At 65.8% G+C, this 24,773-nt stretch carries 26 protein-coding genes; 13 read left to right on the top strand and 13 right to left on the bottom strand.

Translation table 11 applies throughout. The features are described from left to right. Positions 1–75 precede the first annotated feature (75 nt). Positions 76–504, top strand: coding sequence for a nitroreductase family deazaflavin-dependent oxidoreductase (locus tag MYCSP_RS08830; protein WP_083019984.1), 429 nt, complete (start codon positions 76–78; stop codon positions 502–504). Here the strand turns inward: MYCSP_RS08830 and MYCSP_RS08825 are convergent, their stop codons facing one another. Continuing rightward, positions 505–900, bottom strand: coding sequence for a polyketide cyclase / dehydrase and lipid transport (locus MYCSP_RS08825; RefSeq protein ID WP_070910964.1), 396 nt, complete (start codon positions 898–900; stop codon positions 505–507). It lies immediately after the preceding gene. 82 nt (positions 901–982) lie between these two features. On the opposite strand from MYCSP_RS08825, the gene MYCSP_RS08820 reads away from it, so the two are divergent. Next, a complete protein-coding gene (locus tag MYCSP_RS08820) occupies positions 983–2,794 on the top strand; it encodes an AMP-dependent synthetase/ligase (RefSeq protein WP_083019982.1) in 1,812 nt (603 codons plus the stop codon). Here the strand turns inward: MYCSP_RS08820 and MYCSP_RS08815 are convergent. The 5 genes from MYCSP_RS08815 to MYCSP_RS08795 form a co-directional block, all read right to left on the bottom strand. Then, positions 2,773–3,507, bottom strand: coding sequence for a class I SAM-dependent methyltransferase (locus tag MYCSP_RS08815; RefSeq protein ID WP_088413626.1), 735 nt, complete (start codon positions 3,505–3,507; stop codon positions 2,773–2,775). The genes MYCSP_RS08820 and MYCSP_RS08815 overlap by 22 nt on opposite strands. A gap of 9 nt (positions 3,508–3,516) precedes the next feature. After that, complete coding sequence (locus MYCSP_RS08810) at positions 3,517–4,674, bottom strand: glycosyltransferase family 4 protein (RefSeq protein ID WP_088413625.1); 1,158 nt, start codon at positions 4,672–4,674, stop codon at positions 3,517–3,519. 5 nt (positions 4,675–4,679) lie between these two features. Continuing rightward, positions 4,680–5,843 carry a hypothetical protein gene (locus tag MYCSP_RS08805; RefSeq protein WP_083019998.1) on the bottom strand — a complete coding sequence of 388 codons (1,164 nt, stop codon included), beginning with the start codon at positions 5,841–5,843 and terminating at the stop codon, positions 4,680–4,682. A gap of 65 nt (positions 5,844–5,908) precedes the next feature. Then, positions 5,909–7,015, bottom strand: coding sequence for a peptidoglycan hydrolase RipC (gene ripC, locus MYCSP_RS08800; protein WP_083019996.1), 1,107 nt, complete (start codon positions 7,013–7,015; stop codon positions 5,909–5,911). Positions 7,016–7,235: 220 nt separating this feature from the next. Then, a complete protein-coding gene (locus MYCSP_RS08795) occupies positions 7,236–7,457 on the bottom strand; it encodes a hypothetical protein (RefSeq protein ID WP_083019976.1) in 222 nt (73 codons plus the stop codon). Positions 7,458–7,550: 93 nt separating this feature from the next. On the opposite strand from MYCSP_RS08795, the gene MYCSP_RS08790 reads away from it, so the two are divergent. The 3 genes from MYCSP_RS08790 to MYCSP_RS08780 all read left to right on the top strand — a co-directional run bounded on the left by MYCSP_RS08790 (position 7,551) and on the right by MYCSP_RS08780 (position 10,963). Further along, positions 7,551–8,303 carry a class I SAM-dependent methyltransferase gene (locus MYCSP_RS08790; RefSeq protein WP_083019974.1) on the top strand — a complete coding sequence of 251 codons (753 nt, stop codon included), beginning with the start codon at positions 7,551–7,553 and terminating at the stop codon, positions 8,301–8,303. Positions 8,304–8,374: 71 nt separating this feature from the next. Next, on the top strand, positions 8,375–9,133 hold the full coding sequence (locus MYCSP_RS08785; protein ID WP_088415538.1) for a class I SAM-dependent methyltransferase: 759 nt from the start codon (positions 8,375–8,377) through the stop codon (positions 9,131–9,133). 36 nt (positions 9,134–9,169) lie between these two features. Further along, a complete protein-coding gene (locus MYCSP_RS08780; RefSeq protein ID WP_083019971.1) occupies positions 9,170–10,963 on the top strand; it encodes a DEDD exonuclease domain-containing protein in 1,794 nt (597 codons plus the stop codon). Here the strand turns inward: MYCSP_RS08780 and MYCSP_RS08775 are convergent. Next, a complete protein-coding gene (locus tag MYCSP_RS08775) occupies positions 10,932–11,939 on the bottom strand; it encodes an alkylmercury lyase family protein (RefSeq protein ID WP_088413622.1) in 1,008 nt (335 codons plus the stop codon). The genes MYCSP_RS08780 and MYCSP_RS08775 overlap by 32 nt on opposite strands. Then, positions 11,936–12,340, bottom strand: a complete 405-nt coding sequence (locus tag MYCSP_RS08770; protein ID WP_083019992.1) for a MerR family transcriptional regulator — start codon at positions 12,338–12,340, stop codon at positions 11,936–11,938. Before MYCSP_RS08770 ends, MYCSP_RS08775 begins: the two co-directional genes overlap by 4 nt. A 151-nt stretch (positions 12,341–12,491) precedes the next feature. Between MYCSP_RS08770 and MYCSP_RS08765 the strand changes: the two genes are divergently transcribed. The 3 genes from MYCSP_RS08765 (at position 12,492) to MYCSP_RS23085 (ending at position 15,293) form a co-directional block, all read left to right on the top strand. Continuing rightward, positions 12,492–13,682, top strand: coding sequence for an acyl-CoA dehydrogenase family protein (locus tag MYCSP_RS08765; RefSeq protein ID WP_088415537.1), 1,191 nt, complete (start codon positions 12,492–12,494; stop codon positions 13,680–13,682). A gap of 9 nt (positions 13,683–13,691) precedes the next feature. Then, a complete protein-coding gene (locus tag MYCSP_RS08760; RefSeq protein WP_088413621.1) occupies positions 13,692–14,297 on the top strand; it encodes a TetR/AcrR family transcriptional regulator in 606 nt (201 codons plus the stop codon). 120 nt (positions 14,298–14,417) lie between these two features. Beyond that, the gene (locus MYCSP_RS23085; RefSeq protein WP_157886164.1) at positions 14,418–15,293 is read left to right on the top strand and encodes a hemophore-related protein; all 876 of its coding nucleotides are present in this window, start codon (positions 14,418–14,420) and stop codon (positions 15,291–15,293) included. Positions 15,294–15,302: 9 nt separating this feature from the next. Here the strand turns inward: MYCSP_RS23085 and trpD are convergent, their stop codons facing one another. Beyond that, positions 15,303–16,385 carry an anthranilate phosphoribosyltransferase gene (gene trpD / locus MYCSP_RS08750; RefSeq protein WP_088413619.1) on the bottom strand — a complete coding sequence of 361 codons (1,083 nt, stop codon included), beginning with the start codon at positions 16,383–16,385 and terminating at the stop codon, positions 15,303–15,305. Positions 16,386–16,575: 190 nt separating this feature from the next. On the opposite strand from trpD, the gene ctaE reads away from it, so the two are divergent. The 5 genes from ctaE (at position 16,576) to MYCSP_RS08725 (ending at position 21,422) form a co-directional block, all read left to right on the top strand. Continuing rightward, positions 16,576–17,196, top strand: coding sequence for an aa3-type cytochrome oxidase subunit III (gene ctaE / locus MYCSP_RS08745; RefSeq protein WP_070910972.1), 621 nt, complete (start codon positions 16,576–16,578; stop codon positions 17,194–17,196). Then, entirely contained in the window at positions 17,197–18,084 is an 888-nt protein-coding gene (qcrC, locus tag MYCSP_RS08740) for a cytochrome bc1 complex diheme cytochrome c subunit (RefSeq protein WP_083335947.1), read from the top strand. Positions 18,085–18,086: 2 nt separating this feature from the next. Next, positions 18,087–19,256 carry a cytochrome bc1 complex Rieske iron-sulfur subunit gene (gene qcrA, locus MYCSP_RS08735; RefSeq protein ID WP_162266220.1) on the top strand — a complete coding sequence of 390 codons (1,170 nt, stop codon included), beginning with the start codon at positions 18,087–18,089 and terminating at the stop codon, positions 19,254–19,256. Next, positions 19,253–20,917 (top strand): cytochrome bc1 complex cytochrome b subunit, encoded by a 1,665-nt coding sequence (qcrB, locus tag MYCSP_RS08730; protein WP_088413617.1) that lies wholly within the window; start codon positions 19,253–19,255, stop codon positions 20,915–20,917. The genes qcrA and qcrB overlap by 4 nt, the downstream gene beginning before the upstream one ends. A gap of 67 nt (positions 20,918–20,984) precedes the next feature. Beyond that, a complete protein-coding gene (locus MYCSP_RS08725; protein ID WP_088413616.1) occupies positions 20,985–21,422 on the top strand; it encodes a PPOX class F420-dependent oxidoreductase in 438 nt (145 codons plus the stop codon). A gap of 6 nt (positions 21,423–21,428) precedes the next feature. Here the strand turns inward: MYCSP_RS08725 and MYCSP_RS08720 are convergent, their stop codons facing one another. The 4 genes from MYCSP_RS08720 to ctaC all read right to left on the bottom strand — a co-directional run bounded on the left by MYCSP_RS08720 (position 21,429) and on the right by ctaC (position 24,749). Continuing rightward, positions 21,429–22,160 (bottom strand): DUF2561 family protein, encoded by a 732-nt coding sequence (locus MYCSP_RS08720; protein ID WP_083020271.1) that lies wholly within the window; start codon positions 22,158–22,160, stop codon positions 21,429–21,431. Continuing rightward, positions 22,160–23,026 (bottom strand): hypothetical protein, encoded by an 867-nt coding sequence (locus MYCSP_RS08715; RefSeq protein ID WP_070910977.1) that lies wholly within the window; start codon positions 23,024–23,026, stop codon positions 22,160–22,162. The genes MYCSP_RS08720 and MYCSP_RS08715 overlap by 1 nt, the downstream gene beginning before the upstream one ends. A 238-nt stretch (positions 23,027–23,264) precedes the next feature. Then, on the bottom strand, positions 23,265–23,684 hold the full coding sequence (locus MYCSP_RS08710) for a cytochrome c oxidase subunit 4 (RefSeq protein ID WP_070910978.1): 420 nt from the start codon (positions 23,682–23,684) through the stop codon (positions 23,265–23,267). 15 nt (positions 23,685–23,699) lie between these two features. After that, complete coding sequence (gene ctaC / locus MYCSP_RS08705; protein ID WP_070910979.1) at positions 23,700–24,749, bottom strand: aa3-type cytochrome oxidase subunit II; 1,050 nt, start codon at positions 24,747–24,749, stop codon at positions 23,700–23,702. Between the last annotated feature and the right edge of the window lie 24 nt (positions 24,750–24,773).

Here is a 24,773-nt window from a genome sequence, read left to right as displayed (position 1 = left end):
ACGGTACCCTTCTCGCTGGCGCTCGGATACTCCCATCCTGGCAATTCGCTGCGGCCCCGCGAAGGAGAGACGCCCATGAGCCGTCTGGTGGCGAAGGTGCTCGGTGTGCACCAGAGCATCTACATCGCATCGAAAGGCTATCTGGGTCATCGTGTTCCGGGGATGGCCCCGAGCCTGCTGTTGACCTCGATCGGCGCCAAGACCGGAGCGCAGCGCATCAACTCGCTGACCTATGCGCGGGACGGCGGAAATCTGGTCATCGTGGCCTCCAACGGCGGTGCGCGACGCAATCCCGCCTGGTATCACAACCTCAGGGCGCATCCGGATGTCCAGGTACAACTGGGCAGGCACAAGCGCCGGGTCCACGCCACCGCCCTGCTGCCCGGCGATGCCGATTACGAGCGGCTATGGAAGTTGGCCGATACCAACAACTCTGGCCACTACAGCGCGTATCAGCGGGCGACTTCCCGACCCATACCCGTGGTCGTGCTCGCCCCGGCCTGATCAGGGACTGGGCAGCCGCGATTCACCGACCGGCCGGCCGGTCTCCAGCTGCTGCTTGACCCCGAAGGCGAACCGTTTCCCGGCGACGCGGCGGGCGTGATTGAGCTGGGCCAGCTTCAGCTTGGCCACCTGTGCGGGTGTGGCGCCGGTGGGCTCCGCATGCAGGAAGTAGTGCAGGATCGCCCCGTCCAGGGCGGGCTCAAGCCACACCTCCATGGTCCCGGTGAGCGGCCCGGCCACCGTCCACCGGATGCCCTTTTCGCCGCGCTCCTCCACCACGTTGAGCTGCAGGTCAGGCCACCAACGGCGCCAGTCCGCGGGGTTGGAGATGGCGCGGCCGATGTCCGCGGGATCTGCCGCGATAAAGGTCTGGTCGGCGACCTGGATGCTGTTCATCGCGGACAAGCTTAAGCCTCGCCGCCGAGAGAAATGCGGGCAACGCCTTCGACGATCTTCGGGCCACGACTAGTCTGAGCAGGTGCGAGAGTTCAGCGTTCCTGCCCCCTTCACCGTCGAGGACAACGCCTCGGTTGTTCATGCCGTCTACGACTACGAGCATGAGGACCCCAACCAGGCTGCCTTCTCCCGTCTTGTCGGCGACACCTGGACGCCCGTCACCTACGCGGAGGCCGCCGCGCAGATCCGTGCAGTGGCCAATGGCCTGATCGCCAAGGGCGTGGCGCCCGGCGATCGCGTGGCACTGATTTCGGCGACACGCTACGAGTGGACGATCATCGACTACGCGATCCTGTCGATCGGCGCGATCACCGTTCCGATCTACGAGACATCCTCGGCCGATCAGGTCCGGTGGGTGCTGCAGGACTCCGCCGCGGTGGCATTGTTCGTGGAATCCGATGCGCACGCGAAGATCGCCGAAGAACTCGCTCCGGAACTGCCCAACCTGCGCACGGTGTTTCATATCGCCGGCTCGAGCGCGCCCGCAGCCCTCGACGAACTCGCCGAGGCGGGCGCCGGTGTCGATGCCGCCGAACTCAACGGCCGACTGGCTGCCATCAAGGCCACCGACCCCGCGACACTCATCTATACCTCGGGAACCACGGGTCGGCCCAAGGGCTGCCAACTCACCCACTCGAATCTGGTCTACGAAACCCGCGGTGCGCGTGCCGTTTTCCCTGACTACCTGCAGAAGGGCAGCCGGACACTGATCTTCCTGCCGCTGGCCCACGTGTTGGCCCGCGGTATCGCGATGGCCTGCTTCCAGTCCAAGGTCACCGTCGGGTTCACCAGCGATATCAAAACGCTGGTGCCGACCTTCGGCATCTTCAAGCCGACCTTCATCGTCTCGGTCCCCCGCATCTTCGAGAAGGTGTACAACACCGCCCGTCAAAATGCCCAGAACGACGGCAAGGGAAAGATTTTCGATGCCGCCGCGGAGACCGCCATCGAGTACAGCGAGGCGCTGGACAAGGGCGGCCCGGGCATCGTGTTGCGTGCCAAGCGCGCGGCCTTCGACAAGCTGGTGTACGGCAAGCTACGGGCGGCACTCGGCGGCGAATGCGTGGCATCGATCTCCGGTGGAGCCCCGTTGGGCGCTCGGCTGGGCCACTTCTATCGCGGCGTCGGCCTGACCATCTACGAGGGCTACGGTCTCACCGAGACGACGGCCGCATGCGCGGTGAACGTCATCGGCGGCCTCAAGATCGGCAGTGTCGGAAGGCCGTTGCCCGGTAACGCCGTCAAGCTCGGCGATGACGGCGAGCTGCTGGTGTCCGGTGGCGTGGTCTTCAGCGGCTACTGGAACAACGAGACCGCCACCAACGAATCGATCGTGGACGGCTGGTTCCACACCGGCGACCTGGGCGCGATCGACGAGGACGGATTCGTCACGATCACCGGCCGCAAGAAGGAAATCATCGTCACCGCTGGAGGCAAGAACGTTGCGCCCGCGGTGTTGGAGGATCAGCTGCGCTCGCACCCGTTGATCAGCCAGGCGATGGCGGTCGGCGACAAGCAGCCATTCATCGGCGCTCTGATCACCATCGACCCGGAAGCCATCGACGGCTGGAAACAGCGCAACGGCAAGCCTGCCGATGCCACCGTCGCCGACCTGGTCGAGGATCCCGATCTGCTGGCGGAGATCGAGACCGCCGTGAAGGCGGCCAATCAGGTTGTCTCCCATGCCGAAGCCATCAAAAAGTTCCGGATTCTGCCGGTCGACTTCACCGAGGCCACCGGCGAGATGACGCCGACGCTCAAGGTGAAGCGCAACGTAGTTGCCGACAAGTTCGCCGCGGATATCGATGCGATCTACACGGGAGCACCCGAGTAACGCAGCCGATAGACGATGAAGCTGGGTGAATCGACGACGTTTCGTAGCTCGGCGGGAAATCGCCGCATTGCCTCGCCGGACGGGCGTGGTTCCACGATGCGCTCCACAAGGAAGCCGGCATCGGCGAACGCATCCACGACCTGAGCGAGGGGCCGTCTCCAAAAGTGCTGAGTCACTTCGACGTCCGCTTTGGTCCAGGTATCACTGACCAGCTGGTGTTGAAAGTAGCCGTCATGCTGATCGGGCAGCGGAGCACCGAAGGGATGGTCCAGCGAGATAACCACCCACCCTCCCGGACGTAAGATTCGCGCGAATGACGCCAGCGGCACCTGCCAATCACGCAGGTAGTGCAAGGCAAGCGAACATGTGACGCCGTCGAACGACTGCGCTTCCAGCGGTAGTGCCTCCGCCAGATCCGCCACGAGCAGCTCGACCCGCGAACCGCAGCGCTGGCGCGCTTGATCGATCATCACCGGGCTCAGGTCCACACCGGTGACCTCGGCTCCCTCATCGAGGAGCCATTCGCACTGGGCACCAGAACCGCATCCGGCATCCAGGACCGACGTGCCGATCAGCGGGCGCGGGATCAGTGAGCGGAGCGCGGGCCTCTCCAACAGTCCATTGAACGGCCCATCGTCCGTCGTCGCCGACCAGACCGGCGCCAGCCGGTCATACACGTCGCGCGTGTGCCACGCATGTTCGACAGGGTCCACCAGCCCAGGTTATGCGGAGCCGCTGACCAACTCGGCGAATCGGGCGGCCTGGTGATCCCAGCGCCAATGGTCGGTCACCCAGCTGCGACCCGCTGCCCCCATCAGCGCCGCGCGCGCCGGATCGGACAGGATCTGCACGATGGCGTCGGTGATGGCGGGCACCGATCTACCGTCGACGACGAGTCCGGTCTCACCATCGCGCACGGTCTCGGGTGCACCCCCCGAGTTTCCGGCGACCACCGGGACACCGCAGGCGGACGCCTCCAGGAAGACGATTCCCAGCCCCTCGACATCGAGCCCCGCCCCACGGGTGCGGCAGGGCATCGCGAAGACGTCGCCCATCGCGTGATGAGCGGGCAGTTCCTCCCAGGGCACGCCGCCGGTGAACACCACGTGCTCATCGACGCCGACCCGATTTGCCAAGGCCCGCAATGGTTCCGCGTGCGGACCGCCGCCCACGATCACCAGCGCCGCGCCGTCCACATGCTCCCGGATCGCCGGCAGCGCCTCGATGAGCATGTCCTGCCCCTTGCGCGGCACGAGCCGGGAGACGCACACAATGGTCGGTCGGCTGCCGAGCCCGTAGCGCTGCCGCAACTCCTCGCGTGCCGCCGGGTCGGGGCGGAAACGGCCGGTGTCGACACCGGAGGGCAGATGTTCCAGTGCGGCGCGTGGACCGAAAGCCGCGGCGAACCGTCCCCGGGTGTAGCGGCTGACGTAGGTGATCACGTCGGTGCTCTCCCCAATCTGCCGCAGCGCCGAACGCGCCACCGGGAGCATCGACCAACCCACTTCGTGCCCATGCGTGCTGGCGGCCGTCACGGCGGCTCCTGCCGCCTTCGCAGCCGAGGACAACAGCGCCAGTGGCGCGGCCGCGCCGAACCACACCACATCCGAGCGTTGCGAACGGATGAGGTCGACCATGCGCTGGCGGACACCGGGCCCCGGCAGCATCAGCGAGGTGGGGTGCCGGACCACCTGATAATCGGCGGCGGCGTCGTAACGCTCACACCCCTTCCACCGCGGCGCATAGACGGTGACCTCGTGTGATCCGACCAGGTGGGTCACCAACTCCTGCAGGTAGGACTGGATGCCGCCGGGCCTGGGAGGAAAATCGTTGGTGACCAACAGAATCCGCTGCCGTTGATCGCCGGGGTGAAATGTCACGACGCTTACCGTAATGGACGAGAGCCGAGCCAGCTCTGCCACTGGCGTACCAATGTCGCCTCGTCGATACCCAGCGCGCGCTGGATCGCCGCCCCCTGTGGGTCCGGCGTGAACTGCGCCCCGTACCGATACAGCTGCACAAGCTGGGGCTCGCCGTATGCTTCGGCCACATACTGCGCGACCGACCAGGCTTCCTCGTAGGCCTGCGTGCGACGAGGCCCTGGATTCTCGATTTCCTCGTCGGTCGGCAGATGATCCGGAACACGTCCTGCGGCAAGAGCACTCGCCAACGTGGGCGCCGCATTGCGGAATGGGGTATCGCTGCCCCGGCGGCCGTTGTAGTCCGCCACTCCCTCCACCAACCACAGCGGCGCACGGTCACCGGTGACGGTACGAGCGGCCGCATGGAAGAGCTCATGGCGCAGCACCACGCGGAATTGATCGGCGGGCAGCGCTGCCGAGCCGGGTGCGAAGATCACCCGCTGTCCCACCGCGACTCCGCTGTCAACACGGTCCGCGACAGCGGCAGCGGCAATTCCCTCGGTGTGTTCGCCACCGACGAGGGCGGCGAATTCCGCGTCTGTTTCCGCGGCGACGAACAGCATCCCCGTACGCGACTGTGCCCCCCAAAACTCCGACAGCGACCTCATGGCGCCGTCTATCTCCTGAACCAGCCGCGGCGCGACCGCCGAGCCGGGATGACCGAGCACCAGCACGTCCCGGCCCCCCGCCTTCTTTCGCGTCTCCATCACCGGGCCGTACTGCCAGGGCACGGTGATCGCGCTGGCGTCGAACAACCGCCAGCCGTCGTTGTCGTGCACCATACCGACGGTGACGGGGCGCCGGACCGCGACCTTGTCTACTCCGCTGATCGCATAGAACAACGCCGCGTCCAGTCGCCATTGTTGGTGTGGGGCAATCGGATCGGCCGGAATCTCGGCCGCCGGCCGATACTCGAACGTATCGGTCTTGAGCTCCGAAAGATTCTCCTGCAGACGTCGCTGCGCCTCGATGAACTTGGATCTGTCCGGTGCGAGCACGGCGTACAATGCCGCAGCATCGCCGCTGCGCAGCGCTTCGGAGTAACGCGTCAACAGTTCTCGGATCGAGGCGCGCACGTCATGGGATTGCGCGGCGGGCTGTGCTCGACAACCCCCACACAGAATCAGCAGCAGCACCGCGAGAAACGGCGCGCAACGTGCTACCCCGGGCACACCAGCACGATAACCAGGACTCAGTAGCGGCGCGCGTTGTAAATCGGGCCCGAGGACGTGATCGGCACGACCGCGACCGGGACACCATAGGTGGACGCATGCACCATCATGCCGTTGCCGACATAGATACCGGTGTGCGAGGCGTCGCCGTAGAAGTTGATGACATCGCCCGGCTGCAGCTCGCTCAGCGCGACCGGGGTGCCGCCGCGCGCCAGTGCCTGACTGGAGTGCGGCAGCGACACGCCCTGCTGGCCGTAGGCCCACATGACCAAACCAGAGCAATCGAAGGCGTTGGGGCCCGAACCGCCCCACGAGTAGGGCGCACCGATGCGGGTCAATGCCGCCGCGACGGCGTTCGCACCGACCGCAGACCCGCCACCGCCGATGGCGGCCTCGGGCGCGGGTGCGGCAGCCGCGGCCTGCATCAGCGGCTCGGGCACATCGGCGGCCTCACCCGGTTGCGCCGCGGGCGGCGGTGGGACGGGTGCCGGCAGCGCCAGCTGTGCACGCTGACCGGGGCTCAGGGTGTTGTACTGCGACTTGACGACCGCGATCTGCACCTGCAGCTGGCTCTGCTTGGCCTGCAGCGAAGCACGGACGTTCTTGGCCTGCTCGGCGGCCACCCGCGCCTTCTCGGCGGCGTCACGGGACCGTTGCTCGGCCTCATCCGCCGAGGACTGCGCCGCGCGATAGCTGTCCATGCGGCTACGCATCTCGGTTCCCACCGTGCGCTGCACCGACAGCTGGTCGATGAGGTTCTGCGGTGAATTGGACGTCAGCACCGCGCCGTAACCGCTGGTGTTACCGCCCATGTAAGCGGCGACCATGGCCTTGTTGACGTCGACTTGGTACGTGGACACCGCCATGCGCGCAGCCTTCGCGACCGCCTCGTCGGCAAGAACAGCCTTTTCGGCATCGCGCTGAGCCGCCAGCTTGGCGTCCAGATCGATCTTCGCCGAGTTAGCCGCCTCGGAGGTCGCCTCGGCCTGGCGGGACAGTTCGTTGAGCTTCTTGACGGCGTCGTTGTTGGGGTCTGCGGTAGCGGTCTGACCGCCCGCAAATATCCCTCCGACCAGGGCGGCAGCAGTCGCCGCGAGTACCACACGGCGAAGAGGTGAGGGCGTCAGTCGATCCGAATGATTTCGAAGAAGACGCCCGACACTCACTGACTACATCCCTTTACTGCAATTTGATCGCCGCGAACCGCGACGCCGATAGGTCTCAGATAGGTTACGAAATGGCATCGGCGTTGTCCACCGCAGTGTGGAACGACGTCAGCGTCGCGTAAGCGTCGGTTCTCCTCCCCGTTTCCGGGCAGGGCCATCAAGCACCTCATTCGAGTGTGCCCTATGCGACTCCCGCATCGGGCGTCTTCGCAGAATCAGGCGTGTCGTAGGTGCGTTGAATCGGCACCAGGCGCAGCTTGGGCGCCATCCCGGCCTCGGCCAAGACGGCCAACGCGGCACGCTCGTCATCAGCGAGTGTCTGGGGCACCCCCAACAACACACTGACCACGCAGTCCTCGCATCCCGGGCCGCGCATCGCGCAATCGTCGCAGTCGATGAGCATGGCTCCTCCTCTCCCATTGAGTCGTTCTTTCGGGTTCGAGCGGACCGTATCCGCGCCCACCGACAAGTAGCCGCTGCCTGGCACCCTGGCGGTATGACGGATGAGCAACAACCAGCACATACCGACCGCCGACGGGCCGAGTCGTTCGGAGAATCCGCCGATGCCTACGACCGCCACCGTCCCCGCTACCCACAACCACTGATCGACGAACTGGTCTCCGGTGCTCGGGTGCGTGCCCTGGACGTGGGAGCGGGTACCGGAATCGCGGCCGCCCAGCTGCTCGCCTCGGGCGCCGAGGTGCTCGCCGTGGAGCCGGACGCCCGGATGGCCCGCGCGGCGACCGCCAAGGGCATCGACGTCGAGGTCGCCACGTTCGAGGACTGGCAGCCGGCTGGCCGGACATTCGATCTGGTGTTGTTCGCGCAGTCCTTTCATTGGGTGGAGCCCCACGCCGCATTGGAGAAAGTGCGCACAGTGCTCAGCCCCGGCGGGCGGCTCGCCCTGGTGTGGAACCGCATCGAACCCACCGCCCCGACACGGCGCGACCTGGACACCGTCTACTCCGATTTCCTGGACACCACGAGGCGCCCCTCCATCGACACCGAGGACGCGGTGTCCCCGGTGATCGAGAAGTCCGGGTATCACGTGCGGCACCTGCATTTCCTGGAACGGAAGCACTTCTCCACGCAGGCCTATCTGGACATGGTCTTCACGTATTCCAATCACCTCACACTCGACCCGGCCAAACGGAGCCAGTTACGGTCGCGGCTCGAAGAGAAGATCGGCGACGGTGGCGTCGACACCACGAACGACGCACTCGCGTTGCTTTGTACCCCCGTGGCGTGAACCCGGAAACGTTGCGACAACTGACAAGCGGCTTTAAGTGGCTGCCCAGGATTCCTAGGCATGCTGACGATATGACCGAGCAGCCGCGCCTCACATACACAGACCGCCGCAGAGCTGAATCCTTTGGAGGCGTGGCGGACTCGTATGACAGGTACCGCCCGCGCTACCCGCAGGCATTCATCGACGAACTAGTGCCCACCGGCAGCCGTCCACGGATTCTGGATGTCGGCGCGGGCACGGGCATCGCGTCCACGCAGCTGACAGCCGCCGGAGCACAGGTGACTGCCGTGGAACCCGACGCCCGGATGGCTCAGGTCGCTGCAGCCAAGGGCATCGACGTGGAAGTGGCGTCGTACGAAGATTGGGCGCCCTCCGGACGTTCATTTGAGATGGTGCTGTTCGCTGAGTCGTTCCACTGGGTGCAGCCCCAGTTGGCGTTGGAGAAGACTTTGGGGATCCTGCGCCCCGGTGGCCGATTAGTCTTGGCGTGGAATCACATCGTGCCCACCAGGCCGGCCCGGCAAGACATCGGCGCAATACTCGCCGACTACAGAACCCAGTCCACACAAAAGCCGACGGACTCCGAGAGGGACAGACTCGTCCAGACGATCGAGCGGGCCGGCTACCACGCAGAGCGTCGGCATTTCACCCAGCAGCTACAGTTCCCGGCGGAGACATACACGGAGATGGTGCTCACGCTCTCCAGGTATCTAATGCTCGACGATCCTCAGCGCGCCGAACTGCGCTTACGCCTTGGGCAGTCGATTGGGGCAGACGGTGTGGAGGCGACGAGGGACGCATTCGCGTTGATCTGTACCCCCGTGGCGTGAACCCGAAATGTCGGTCCCTGGTCTTACCGTCACCACATGACGCAACTGACCTTCGACGAGGTGGACTCCTCGTCGGGGTCATCGGCGCAGGCGCTGCGCGACACCACCTTTGTGGTGGTGGACCTGGAGACAACCGGCGGCAGTGCGGAGAACGACGCGATCACCGAGATCGGCGCGGTGAAGGTGCGTGGCGGCGAGGTACTTGGAGAGCTGGCCACGCTGGTCGATCCGAAACGATCGCTGCCACCACAGATCGTCCGTCTCACCGGCATCACCTCGGCAATGCTGGTGGACGCGCCACCGATCGAACAGGTGTTGCCGGCTTTCCTCGAATTCGCCCGCGGCGCAGTACTGGTCGCCCATAACGCCGGTTTCGACATCGGGTTCCTCAAGGCCGCCGCACGGCAATGCGGAATCGACTGGCCGCACCCCACCGTGCTGTGCACCGTCCGGCTGGCGCGCCGGGTGCTCTCGCGCGATGAGGCCCCCCGCGTGAGCCTGGGTGCGCTGGCCCAGCTGCTCGGCGCGACGACCACCCCCAACCACCGTGCGCTCGACGATGCCCGGGCCACCGTCGACGTCCTGCACGCGCTCATCGGCCGGGTGGGCAACCAAGGCGTCGACACCATGGGTGAGCTGCGACGCTATCGCACCCATGTGCCCAACGAGCTACGTGGCAAGCGCACCCTGGCCGATGGAATGCCTTACGCACCAGGGGTTTACCTGTTCCGCGGACCATCGGGCGAGGTGCTGTACGTGGGCACTGCTGTCAACCTGCGCCGACGGGTGCAGCAGTACTTCACCGGCGCGGACCCCCGCGGCCGGATGCGCGAGATGGTCACCCTCGCAACCACGGTGGACCACGTGACCTGCGCGCACCCGCTGGAGGCCGCGGTGCGCGAGCTGCGACTGTTGGGTGCGCACGCACCACCGTACAACCGCAAGTCCCGCTTCCCGCATCGCTGGTGGTGGGTGGTGCTCACCGACGAGCCGTTCCCCCGGTTCGCCGTCGTCCGAACCACCGGCGGACGGTCCATGTTCGGCCCGTTTCGTGCGCGTGGCGACGCGACGACCGCCGCCCTGACCCTTGCCCGGTTCAGCGGCGTCCGCACCTGCACCACGCGCATCGGCACCAACGGACGGCATGGCCCCGGTTGTGACGGCCAGTCCTACCCGCACGACACCGCCTCGCCGTGTCCCGCGCCGGCCGGGGTGGACGCGGTCGGATACCGGGACTGCCTCGTCACGGCGCTCGCCGTCCTCGCGGGCACACAAGGAGATCCGCTGCACGCCATGTGCGACCGGGTGGCCGAACTCGGCGCCCTCTCACGCTACGAAACCGCAGCGCGACAACGCGACGCGGCGGCCGCCCTCATCGGAGCCCTGGCCCGCCAGCACCGCTTACACGCGCTCTCGCGTATCGAGGAGCTGATCGCCGCACGCCCCGACGGCGCGGGCGGATGGCAGCTCGCGGTAGTGCGACACGGACAACTGGCCGGTGCCGCGGTCGCCCGCCGCGGCGTCCCCCCGATGCCGGTGGTGGCGGCGGCCTCGGCGTCGGCTCAGGTGGTGCTACCCACACCGGAACCGTTCGGCGGGGCCGCACCCGAGGAGATCGGGCTGGTCACCCGCTGGCTGGCCGAGCCCGGAGTACGCATCGTGTCCTCGACCCAGGGCTACGCCGAGGCCACGGGATGCTCTGGCCCGCTGCGGGATTGGGTGGCGACAGCGCATAGTGCACGCATGGCACACAGCGTCCATCAAGACGACTGGGGAATGGCCGAGCTGGTCAGGGTCGCTAGCCCTGTTCATTCCCGGGCTGCGGGCTGACGGCGGTCCCGTCGGCTTCTCTGGTCAGCAAGGAGCCAAAGAGCGCCACGCCACATCGAGTCGCGGCAGCCAGATCAAGCACGGTTCCGGTCACTTGCGGGTGCGCGGCCGACCACGTTTCGGCCGACTCGTAGTCCGTGAAGAAATTGATGTGGCCGCAGCAGGTTTCCGCCCGCGGACCCTCTGCCATCTGCATCCCGAGGAAAACCACCACGGATTCCGGATCGGCTGTCGCGGCATCGCCGTCCACCCGGATAGCGATGGCCCCGGACGTGTGGTGGTCGACCGAATCGATGGTGATAGGTCGGCCACCCAACATCGCGGAAATCCCCAGTGCGTCGACCGCACACATCGCATACACCTCGGCACCGCCATGGATCCGAACCCGATGCTCCGTGGCGGTCGCGGAGAACGGATACACCGAAGCGATTCGGCCCTCGTCGTCAAGACGAATGATGTCCGTCCGGTGGAGATTTTCCAGCACGGCACCCACCACTGCCATGTCGACGCCGGAGACCGCGGCGAGCTCGTCCGGTGTGGGCGCCACGCCACCGAATGCAAAGGCGCGCAAGGCGGCACCATGAATCGCGCGCTCGATGGTGCCCTCGGGCAGCGTCAAACCACTCCACTGCCCCAACGTCGCGACGGTCGCATCGCAGTCGTTGTCGCGGACGACGCGCAGGACGGCGCGAAGTGCGGTGACCGATGGCGCTCCGTCGTATCGATTGCCGTCCTCCGCCGGATACAGGCGACAGGACACCGCGGGTGCCAGCCCGGGTTCACCGAAGGGGTCCTTGCCGTCGACGAGTAACGTTGGCGACCCGGTCATACCGAACTGCTCGGCGGCGGCCAGACTCTCTATCACGCGGTGGACGATTGTCGCGGTAACGCGTTCCGCCTCCAGCGCGTCAGCGATTCGGTCTTGCAGCACTGCGACATTCGGGCAGTCGGGCACCTGCAGGATCTCCAGATTCATCGTGCCGTCCCCTCGTTGTTCAGGGTCCGGACAAGCGGGCAGCTGCGGTCCTTGCGTGGTCGGTCGCAAGTATCGACGAGGTCGGTCAGCGACCGCATCATCCGGTTTAGTTCGGCTGCCCTCGCTGCCAGTTGGTCGATTTTGGACTGCGCCAGGTCACGAGCGGCCTGACAGTCCTCGGGCCCACCGTCGGCCAGCTGCAGCAGTTCGTCGACCTCATCGAGTGTGAATCCGTGTTCCTGTGCTCTCTTGACAAAACGGACGACCTCGACGGCGTCCACCGGGTAGGCCCGGTATCCCGACGAGGACCGCGGCGGCCGCGAAAGCAGGCCCCGGCGTTCGTAATACCGCACCGTCTGAACACTCACGCCGGCCTCGGAGGCCACCTCGCCACTGCGCATGACGCCATTGTTGACCCTGTAGCGCACTACAGGGTCAAGCTCGCATATCTTGTCGTCTACATAAACAGTCTGATATGACTGTTTATGTAGACGACAAGGAGGCTCGCTCGTGACCGCACAGCTGACGACCGTGGCACGCACACAGGATGTGATGTCCTGCGACATCTGGTTACCCGATGAAGTGGTCGAACTCCGACATCGCGCGCGGTCGGCGATCGAGCGCACGCTGGCACCGGTGGCCCGCAGAATCGGTGCACAGGAGGAGACCCGCGACAGCTTCCCCTGGGACGCGTTCCGCGGCCTCGCCGATGCCGGGCTATTCGCCGTCCCGTTCGCGCACCCCTTCGGACTCGGCCTGTCTTACCCGGCACTCGGGACATGCACCGTCACCGAGGAAATCGCGTATCACTCGTCGTCGATGGCCGGCGTCTATGACGGGCAGTGCATTCTGGTGCCACAGGCCCTCGCGTTTGCCTCGGACACGTTGCGCGAGGCCCTCATCCCCGAACTCGTGTCGGGCCAGCAGGCGTTTTCCTTCGCGACCACCGAGCCGGATGCCAGCAGCGACTTGTCCGTCGGGGCAATGCACACGGTGGCACAGGAGACATCGGGCGGATTCATCGTGAACGGGCGCAAGCGATGGATCACCAATAGCGTTGTCGCGCAGTGGGTGGCCGCATTGGTGCGCACCGGCGAACGCCAGACGATGCTCCTGATCGATCTGAAGAACTCCCCCGGCATCCGGGTCGGAGACCCCGATCTGAAGATGGGCCACCGCGGCCAGCTCACCGCCGACATCGTGTTCGAGGATGTCTTCGTCCCCTCCGAGAATGTGCTGGGCGACGTCGGTGCGGGTCTGTCGGTCGCGATCTCATGTCTCACCCGTGGGCGAATCGGCATAGGCGCCGCCGGCGTCGGCGTCGCGCAGGCGGCGCTGGATCTTGCCGTGCACCGCCTGCGCACCCGCAACCTGTTCGGCGGACCGCTCGGCAGGATGCAGTACTGGCAATTCAAAATGGCCGAGCGTGCTACCGAAATCGAATGCGCCCGTTCGCTTTACCAGAAGGCCGCGGCCCGATTGGATCGCGGCGAAGCAAGCGCCGAACCCGAAGCCGCGATGGCCAAGGCCCATGGAACCAGGGTCGCGGTAGACACCGTGCGCGACGCTCTCCAGATCCACGGCGGCTACGGATTCGCGCGGCGGGTAGCCGAAACCGGCGAATCCGTACGGCTCGAAGAGCTCTACCGCGACGCGAAGATCCTCGAAATATTCGAGGGTGCCAACGAACTGCAGCAGTGGGTCATCGCGCGGCGGCTCATCGGGCGTGACGTGACCGGATAGCCTGCACAGGTGGTAGCCACCCAACGCGCCGAACAGGCCAGAAGCCGCGAGAGCCGACGCCGCATTCTCGACGCGGCACTCGACATCCTGGTCACTGAGGGTTATGCCGCGGCGACCACCGTCCGGATTCAGCAGGAAGCCGGCGTGTCCCGCGGCAAGCTGTTACACCATTTCCCTTCCCGCGATGCATTACTGGTCGCGGCTGTGCACCATCTAGCCGAGGAACGCGTTCGCGCGCAACGTGATCGCACCGACTGGCCGGATGGTCCGGACGAGCGAATCGACGCTGCCGTCGCCAGCATGTGGGCGACCTACGCGCAGCCATACTTCTGGGCGTCCATGGAGTTGTGGATCGCGGCGCGGACCCACAAAGAGTTACGAGCAGCACTGGCCCCCGAGGAACACGCCATCGGACAGCTGGTCCGAACCGCGACCGACAACTTCTTTGGGCCGACGCTCACCGCACGCCCGCAGTACACGGCACTGCGCGAATTACTGAACACCAGCATGCGCGGAGTCGCACTGACCTATGCCATCACCCCGCGGAATCCCGCGACCGACCCGCACCTGCAGCAGTGGCAAGCGCTCGCACGCCAGCAGTTGGCGACTGACTGACACGAGTTGGCCTGAAGACACAGGTTTTTCACAGTTGCCGACGACGCTATCGCCAGTTACCGCAGGCACTATCGCATTGGCGAGGGCGAATTTGTCGGCATCACAGACGCGGAGAAAACCATGAAACGGTCACGGGGTAGGCGGCTCCTGTTCGTATCGGGATCGATTGCCGTAGTGATGATTTGCTCGCCCGCCTTCGGCTGGGCGGCACCCCCCGATCCGCCCGCCCCCGCCCCGGCTCCTGTGGTGTCTGTGCCCGAACCTGTGACGGCACCCGCACCGGCGGTATCCCTACCCGAACCCGCAGCGGCGCCCGCACCGGTGGCGCCTGCCCCCGCAGCATCGGCGACCCCGCCACAAGCACAGACACCCCTGTCAACCCCTCACGAGGAGAATCCGGCAGAGCCCCCCAAGGGCGGCAACGCCCCAGTGCCACCGACGGCCCAGCCACACGAACCAGCCAGCAGCACCGCGGCCACACCGGTGCCCGCGGCCAAGGCGCCGGTGTCCACGGCACCTACCGCCGCCGCAGACGAACCGTCGACGAGCACCAACCCGTCGGCCGCGCCAGCCAAGACCACACCAGCACCCGCATCCGGCGGCAACGAGCCGGGACGCCAGGAGGCCGCCAAGCCCGGCCAAAGGCCTACCGGCGATTCAGAGCTGTACGCGCGGCACCGCTGGCCCTATCACTGGAATTGGAACCGCGACCTGGCCTGGGATGACACATATGCCTACGACTGGGCCAATAGCGGCTACTGGGACAACTGGCAACCCACCTGGACGGACACGTGCCCATATCGGTGCCCCACCAACGACAACGCGCCCTACCCACCTGACGTCCAGGACTATCTCGACGCCCACCCCGACCTGGCCGAAGAATTCGCGCGAGTGCACCAGTTCCCCTGGGAGCTAAGACGCGCTCAGATCCAACCGTTCCTGGACAGCCACCCCGACTATCAAGCCTGGTTCAACAACCGGCAACCGTGGATATAGATCCGCCGCTCACGTCTCGTCTTGTTCCTTCCCGAGTCGCCGGCTGACAGTGATCCACTGGTCCAGCAGCGCCGCCGCGGCCCCTGAGTCGATCGCGGTGGACACTCGGGCCAGCGCGTCCTCCCAGGCGGGCACCCATTGGGCATCGCTGGCCAACCCGGCGTGCGCGACCATCGCGCCGGCCGCATTGAGCACCACCGCGTCCCGCACGGCACCCGCGCGACCACCCAGCACCGCCCGAACCTCCGCGGCGTTGAACCCGGGATCGCCACCTACCAACTCCTCCAGCCGTGCCCGCGCGAACCCGAAGGCCGCCGGGTCGAACCGCAGCTTGTCGACGGTGCCCGCCTGAACCCGCCAGATGGTGCTGGTCGTGGTGGTGGTCAGCTCGTCGAGTCCATCGTCACCGTGCACCACCAGCACGCTGGCCCCGCGCCCCGCGAACACCCCCGCGGTGACCTCGGCCAGGTCGGCGAAAGCACAGCCGATCAGACCCGCCCTCGGGCGGGCCGGATTCGTCAGAGGACCCAGCAGGTTGAAGACGGTGGGAACGCCGATCTCGCGGCGCACCGCCGAGGCGTACCGGTACGACGGATGAAAATGCGGCGCGAAGCAGAATCCGATACCGACCTCGGCAAGACTGCTCACCACCTGATCGGGGCCCAGATCGATGCGCACACCCAGCGCCTCCAGCGTGTCGGCGCCACCGGCCAGGGAGGATGCCGCCCGGTTGCCGTGCTTGACCACCGGCACCCCGCAGGCCGCCACCACGATCGAGGCCATGGTGGACAGGTTCACCGTATTGGCGCCGTCGCCCCCGGTGCCGACGATGTCGACGGCGTTGGCACCGATGGGGCCGCCATCCGCGCCGGAGGAAAAGCCGATCGCGTGGGACAGCATGGTGTCGGCCAGCTCGGACACCTCGTCCGAGGTCGGACGCTTCATCCGCATCGAGACCCCGAAGGCCGCGATCTGGGCTGGTGTCGCCGTCCCCGTCATGATCTGGTCCATGGCCCAGGCCGCCTGCCCTGCCGCAAGGTCGCGACGGTTGGTCAGCTCCCCCAACACCTGGGGCCAGGAATGTTCCAGCACGCCGCAAATGGTCCCATGGACACGGCGGTGACAACAAAGGACTAAATGCCTTCGGAGCCTGCCGCGACACGCCGGGCGCAGGTCATCGATACCGCTCTCTCCAGAGGCCACGCATGCTGTGGAGAGTCGGTCACAAATCAATGTCGGACCCGGGTGGCTCTCGACAACTACAAAGCGTCATACTTACGACGTGACGACCGCAGCAGCCCCAGGATCGCCGGCGGGAACCGCCATTACCCAGCGGGTTCATTCACTGAACCGGCCCAATATGGTGAGTGTTGGCACCATTGTGTGGCTTTCCAGTGAATTGATGTTCTTTGCTGGGCTCTTTGCCTTCTACTTCACCGCGCGGGCCCAGTCCGGCGGTAACTGGCCACCGGAGCCCACCGAGCTGAACCTCGGGCTTGCCATCCCCGTCACCGCGGTGCTGGTCGCGTCGTCCTTCACCTGTCAGATGGGTGTGTTCGCCGCAGAACGCGGGGACGTCTTCGGGCTGCGCCGCTGGTACGTCATCACCCTCATCATGGGCACCTTCTTCGTCCTCGGCCAGGGCTACGAATACATGAACCTCGTGCACGAGGGCACCACGATCGCGAGTAGCTCGTACGGCTCAACCTTCTACTTGGCCACCGGCTTCCACGGCCTGCACGTCATCGGCGGTCTGGTCGCCTTCGTCTATCTGCTGATTCGCACCCGGATGAGTAAGTTCACTCCGGCCCAGGCGACCTCCGCGATCGTCGTGTCCTACTACTGGCACTTCGTCGACATCGTGTGGATCGCATTGTTCGCCACCATCTACTTTGTCCGCTAAATGCCCGACGGCCCAAAGACCCAGCCCAGCCCGGTGAAGGGAGCACAACAGGTGAGCGTGGAGCCCGTAAAGGACACAGCCGCCAAGAATCGCGCACGCCGCAAGTTCCGCCGTCGCGTCTCAGCAGGTTTGCTGCTGCTGATCGCACTGGTGGTTGCGGGCGGCTTGGCCTCTACCTTCACGCCAACCCCGCAGGTCGCGGTGGCCGACGAGGACAAGTCGGCCCTGCTGCGTACCGGCAAGCAGCTGTACGAAACCTCGTGCATCACCTGCCACGGCGCCAACCTGCAAGGTGTGCCCGACCGCGGCCCCAGCCTCATCGGCGTGGGCGAGGCGGCCGTCTACTTCCAGGTCTCCACCGGACGTATGCCGGCCATGCGCAACGAGGCTCAGGCCCAGCGCAAGGACCCGATCTTCGACGAAGAGCAGACCGACGCCCTGGGCGCCTACATCCAGGCCAACGGTGGCGGCCCGCAGGTGATTCGCGATGCCGATGGTGCGGTGGCGCAGGAGTCGCTGCGCGGCAACAACATCGCCCGCGGTGGCGATCTGTTCCGCCTGAACTGCGCGTCATGCCACAACTTCACCGGCCGCGGTGGAGCGCTCTCGTCGGGTAAGTTCGCCCCCGAACTCGACCCGGCCAGCGAGGCGCAGATCTACACCGCGATGCTGACCGGACCGCAGAACATGCCCAAGTTCTCCGATCGTCAGCTCACCCCCGAAGAGAAGAAGGACATCGTCGCGTATGTCCGCGCTTCGGCCGAGACCCCCGATCCGGGCGGTTACGGCCTGGGGGGCTTCGGCCCGTCCTCTGAGGGCATGGCCATGTGGATCATCGGCATCGTCGCCGCCATCGCCGCGGCACTGTGGATTGGAGCACGCGCGTGAGCGTGAGTGACGCTGACAAGCCAGAGATCCCGAGCGCCGAGCAGCTCGCGAGCATGAGCCGCGACGAGTTGGTCAAGCTTGGTACCAATCTCGACGGTGTCGAGATTGTCTACCGCGAGCCGCGCTGGCCGGTCGAGGGCACCAAGGCCGAGAAGCGCGCGGAGCGTCAGATCGCGCTGTGGTTCGCCCTCGGTGGTGTGTTCGGACTCGCCCTGCTCGGGGTGTTCCTGTTCTGGCCGTGGGAGTACAAGCCGCTGGGCGATCCCGGCAACGCGGTCTACAACCTGGCCACGCCGTTGTACGGCCTGACGCTGGGCCTGTCGGTGCTCTCGCTGGGTATCGGTGCGGTGCTGTACACCAAGAAGTTCATCCCGCAGGAGATCTCGATCCAGGACCGTCACGACGGCCCGGGATCCTCCGAGGTGGACCGCAAGACCATCGTCGCGCAGCTGCAGGACACCCTGGACACCTCGACGCTTCCCCGTCGCAAGATGATCATCCGAGCCCTGGGCTTCGGTGTCGGCGCCATGGGTGCCGGTGCCACAGTCGCCCTCATCGGCGGCATCATCAAGAACCCCTGGGCGCGCGTGGTTCCCACCGCCAACGGCAAGCAGCCCGTGCTGCTCACCAGCGGCTGGACCCCGCGGTACAAGGGCGAGACCATCTACCTCGGACGGGCCGTGGGCAGCAGCTCCAATGTCCTGCTCAAGATCCGTCCCGAGGACATCGACGCCGGCGGCATGGAGACCGTGTTCCCCTGGCGCGAGTCCGATGGCGATGGCACCACCGTGGAATCGCACGAGAAGCTGTCGCACATCCAGATGGGCGTGCGTAACCCCGTCATGATCATCCGGGTGCGGCCCGTCGACATGCCCAAGGTGATCAAGCGCAAGGGACAGGAAAGCTTCAACTACGGCGACCTGTTCGCGTACACCAAGATCTGCTCGCACCTGGGTTGCCCCACATCGCTTTTCGAGCAGCAGACCTACCGCATCCTGTGCCCGTGCCACCAGTCGCAGTTCGATGCGCTGCACTTCGCCAAGCCCATCTTCGGGCCGGCCGCCCGCGCGCTGGCGCAGCTGCCGATCACCGTCGACAAGGACGGATACCTCGTCGCCAACGGCGACTTCGTTGAACCCGTCGGACCCGCATTCTGGGAGCGCAAATCATGAGTGATCGAGCCACGGACGCCGTCCAAAAACCCTCTCGCATAGGCAAGATCGCCGCCGCCCAGGGCGAGGCGATGGACTCGCGGTACCACCTTGCCGCCGGGATGAAGCGACAGATCAACAAGGTCTTCCCGACCCACTGGTCGTTCATGCTCGGTGAGATCGCGCTGTACAGCTTCATCATCCTGCTGCTCTCGGGCGTGTACCTGACGCTGTTCTTCGACCCGTCGATGGCCGAGGTCACCTACAACGGCGTGTACCAGCCGCTGCGCGGTGTGCAGATGTCCAAGGCCTACGAAACAGCGCTGAACATCAGCTTCGAGGTTCGCGGCGGACTGTTCGTGCGCCAGATTCACCACTGGGCCGCCCTGATGTTCGCGGCCTCGATCATGGTGCACATGGCGCGCATCTTCTTCACCGGTGCGTTCCGCCGTCCCCGCGAAGCCAACTGGGTCATCGGCTCGCTGCTGCTGATCCTGGCAATGTTCGAGGGTTACTTCGGCTACTCGCTGCCCGATGACCTGCTCTCCGGCATCGGCCTGCGTGCCGCGATGTCGTCCATCACGCTGGGTGTCCCGGTCGTCGGCACCTGGCTGCACTGGGCGCTGTTCGGCGGCGACTTCCCGGGCAACGTGTTCATCCCACGCATGTACGCGCTGCACATCCTGCTGATCCCGGCGATCATCCTGGCGCTCATCGCCGTTCACCTGGCCCTCGTCTGGTACCAGAAGCACACCCAGTTCCCCGGACCCGGTGCCACCGAGAAGAACGTCGTCGGTGTGCGGATCCTGCCGGTGTTCGCGCTCAAGGGTGGTTCGTTCTTCGCCTTCACCACCGCCATCCTGGCGCTGATGAGTGGTCTGCTGCAGATCAACCCCATCTGGCTGCTGGGCCCCTACAAGCCGTCCCAGGTGTCCGCGGGCAGCCAGCCGGACTTCTACATGATGTGGACCGAGGGTCTGGCCCGTCTGTGGCCCGCGTGGGAGCTGTACATCTTCGGACACACCGTGCCGGCGGTCTTCGCAGTCGCCCTGATCATGGGTGTGGTCTTCGGACTGCTGACGATGTACCCGTTCATCGAGAAGAAGCTCACCGGTGACGATGCGCACCACAACCTGTTGCAGCGTCCGCGTGACGCCCCGGTACGCACCGCCGTTGGCGCGGCAGCGATCTCCTTCTACATGATCCTGACGCTGGCCGCGATGAACGACATCATCGCGCTCAAGTTCCACATCTCGCTGAACGCGACCACGTGGATCGGCCGCATCGGCATGGTGATCTTGCCGATCGTGGTCTACTACCTCGCCTACCGATGGGCCATCGGCCTACAGCGCAGCGACCGCGCGGTCCTAGAGCACGGCATCGAAACCGGCATCATCAAGCGACTGCCACACGGCGAGTACATCGAGCTGCACCAGCCACTGGCCGGTGTCGACGAGCACGGCCACGCCATCCCCCTGGAATACCAGGGCGCAGCGGTACCTCAGCGCATGAACAAGCTCGGATCGGCCGGCGCACCCGGCACCGGCTCGTTCCTGTTCGCCGACCCCGCCGACGAGCAAGCCGCACTGGTGGAAGCCGAACACGAGGCACACCACAAGTCGCTGCTCGCCCTCAAGGAGTACCAGGACGGCGAACCGTCGACGAACGGTCACGGCCACTAGAAGTCAGTTCTACGGTTGGGCCCCGCATACGAAAGTGTGCGGGGCCCAACTGCTTTAGGGTGGACGTATGCGTGAGATGACCCGCGAGCAATGGTGGGCCTTCGCCACCGAGGGCACGCGCACCGGAATGCTCGGCCTGGTACGAGCCAACGGCGCCCCCATCGTGACGCCCGTCTGGTTTCTCCTGAACGAAGGTTCCGACGGGGACGAGCTGATCTTCATGACCGGCACGGACACCTTGAAGGGCAAGGCGATCCGGCGCGATCCACGTATCTCGCTGGCTGTCGACGACCAGCGGCCACCGTTCTCCTATGTCCAGTTCACCGCCGAAGCACACCTCACCAGCGGTCACGACGAGCTGCTGGACTGGGCGACCCGGATCGGTGCGCGCTACATGGGAGCCGAGCTGGCCGAGCAGTACGGCCACCGCAATGCGGTGCCCGAGGAATCACTTGTCCGGGCCAGGATTACCAAGGTGATCGCCCGCGCCGGCATCGCGGAGTAGAGACGGCTACTTTTCGGACGACCCCGAGGCGCCGAGCTCACGCAGCTTCTTCAACGTAAACCACGGGATCGCGCCCATCGCACCGGTGATCAGGCCGGCGAACACAAAGGCCACGATGGCCGCAGTATCACTGTCCACCGCAAGCAAATAGGTACCGGTGACCACCGCCAGCAGGGCAAGGCCGATCGCACCCGCGATCCCCACCGTCGCCCGCAACCACAGCCGGTCCACAACCGCCGATTTCGCCGCTACCTCGGCGGCAGCGCGGTATGCCGGCGACCCGGGACCGCTGTAGTCCTTGGGGACATGACTCACATGATCGGCCAGACCGCCGAAGGTCTTGAGCTTCTCTGTCGAGGCCTCCGCTGGAGGCGGACCGGACGGTGCGTCCCCCTCTCGGGAAACGTTGCTGCCCTTGGACTTAGGCGCGGTCTTCGATGCGCCCCGCGCCGTGCGCTGGGCCGCCGTCTTACGAGCGCGCAACAGCAGCGGTATGGCCCCGACGATGACGGCCAGCGACACGCCGATGACGATGTAGATCCCCCAGGACGACCCGGACGATCCCGAATCCTGCCCCATTCCGGCAATCACGACGATCGCACCGACCAGCATGCCGACGAAAGCCAACCAGATGACCGCACACAGCCCGACCAGCATCCGATCGACGGACTCGGGGGTGGAACGCCGCACCGGGCCGGCAATCGCCTCCAGTGGCTTGGCCAATCGACCTGCTGGCATCAGCAGGTTGCCTGCGCCGAATTGTTGTTGTTGGACGACAACACCTGGCCATCGCTGGTGGTGATCGTGCAATTGAGCTGGCTCAAGCGCAGGAAGCTGCTTGCCGATACCGAGCCGATCTCCGAATTCGAGATCGGAGTGACGGTAATCGACCACGGGATGTACACATTCGGGTTCACCCGGGTACGGCCGGAACCGTCGGTCCAGGTGATCGAGATGCGATCGAGCGGAGCCTTGGATCCGGTGACCGAATAGGTGATCTGTCGCGGCCCGGCCGGCGTCGTGGTCGTCGGGGGCGGAGGCGGCGGCGGTGTCGTAGTGGTCACCGGCGGAGGCGCCTCGTGTGTCGTCACCGGCGGGGGCGGCGGTGGCGGAGGCGGCTCCACGGTCACCGTCTCGGTCACGACCGGGGGCGGCGGCGGAGGCGGGGGCTCGCTGCTCGGCGGTGGGGGCGGTGGCGGTGGCGGCGGTGTCGTGGTGGTGATGATCTCGTTCCACGGTGTGGTGCTCGGTGTCGGCGTGACAGAGGTGCTCTTGGCGGCACCGGTGGTCTCGTCCGAGCGCCCGGCTACCAACAGTGCGACGGACGCCACCAGGGTGATCGCGGCAATGATCGCCGCCACTCCGACGACCCAGGGCCACCGCGGCGGAGCCGGTTCCTCGCCGTCGACCAGTTGGGTGTCGTATTCGTCGTACGGCACGTACGGGCTGGTGAATTGCTCGGATTCGGGCGCCGAGTACGCCTGTGAATGAAACGCCGAGGAATCCGCCCCGGAAGAGTCAGCAGCTGCGCCATCCTCGTTCGGACCATCCAGGTCCGGAACTTCCCCGGGAGTCCCCGACCCTGGGTTGTCCGTCCCACTCATCTACACAAGTTCCTTTTCGTCACTTCCCGCTCCCCGGCGGGCCACCTGCCTGAGGGGCCATGGCAACGATAGCCAAAGCAATCCGGGGCGACGAATCCCGACGGCCTGAAAAACCAAACTGACCACCGGATTGTTATCGAAATCGTGATAGTGCACACGGCAATGTCACACCAGCCACGGGAGTCCCGCCGCAAAGCACGAGCACAGTGGTGGACGACGAGGCAAAACGCGCGATGAGCTAGTGCTTCTCCGCGCCGATGTGGTACTCGAAGACCAAGCCGGCGACCGCACTGAGGACGAATACCGCACCGGCGGCAATCAGCCACGGCAGCCACAGCGCCACGCCCACAGCAGTGGTGGCGGCGGCCAGCGCAATCATGAGCGGCCACCAGCTATGCGGGCTGTAGAAACCCAGCTCTCCGGCGCCGTCAGCGATCTCGGCGTCCTCGTAGTCCTCGGGACGGGTGTCCAGACGACGGGCCACGAAGCGGAAGAACGTCGAGATGATCAGCGACAGACCGGTGGTCATCACCATGGCGGTGGTGCCCGCCCACTCCACACCACCGTTGGCGTACATGGCGGTGAGCACCGCGTACACGACGGTGGCCAGGGCGAAGAACCCGGTGAGGATTTCGAAGAGTCGGGCTTCGATATGCATGCTGCGCTCCCTCGCCTAGTTCTTCGCCGCGTTGTTGTCTGCCGGCGCAAGCTCGCCGCGACGGCCGTCGAATGGCCTGGTGGTGACCGAGACCGGCGATTGCCCGATCGAGGCCAGCGCCTCGGCATTGGTCTTACCGGCCTTGCGCGCTTCCAGGTAGAACTTGAAGTCGTTGGGGCTGACCACACGCAGCTCGAAGGCCATCATCGAGTGGTAGGTGCCGCACATCTCGACGCAGCGACCCACGAACGCGCCTTCCTTCAGGATCTTGCTGACCTGGAAGACGTTGTCGGAGTTGTTGGCCTTGGGCTCGGGCATCACGTCGCGGGTGAACAGGAACGGGACCACCCGGAACGAGTGGATGACGTCCGCAGAGGCCAGGATGAACTCGACGCTCTTGCCGCTGGGCAGCACCAGCACCGGGATCTCCGACGACGTTCCGATGGTCTCGATCTTGTCGAAGTTCAGGTAGGTGCGATCTTCGCGGTTCAAGCCGCGCACCGGGCCGACGAGCTCGTTGCCGTGCGCGTCCTTGCCCTCGGGCTTGGAGGTCATCGCCTTCTTGCGCTCGGGGTCGGCGCCCTCGTAGTTGAGGCTGCCGTCCTTGAACGCGACCTTCTGGTAGCCGAACTTCCAGTTCCACTGGAACGCGGTGACGTCGACGACGACCTCGGGGTTCGGGTCCTTGTGCATGACCTTGTTCTGCACCACGACCGTGAAGTAGAAGAGCACCGCGATGATCAGGAACGGCACCACCGTCAGGACCAGCTCCAGCGGCAGGTTGTAGCCGAACTGACGCGGGAACTCGGTATCGCCGGGCTTGTGACGGTGGAACGCGACGGTCCAGAAGGTCAGGGCCCACACGATGACACCGACGACCAACGAGGCGACAACCGCCCAGGTCCACAAGGGGGCCATGTAGTCGTGAGCCTCGGGAGTGATTCCCTCGGGCCAACCGAACCGCAGTACTTCTTGGACGCTACAACCGCTGAGCAGGAAGCTCGCCGCGCCCAACAGCACCACAGTGGCCAGCAGGGACGACCGTGAGCCGGACCGTGACGTCACGTTTTTAGCCTCCTGTTTCGCCTG

Origin of the sequence: Mycobacteroides saopaulense (assembly GCF_001456355.1) — a bacterium.
GTDB classification, from domain to species: Bacteria; Actinomycetota; Actinomycetes; order Mycobacteriales; family Mycobacteriaceae; genus Mycobacterium; species Mycobacterium saopaulense.
This window is presented reverse-complemented; position numbering and strand designations above follow the sequence as displayed.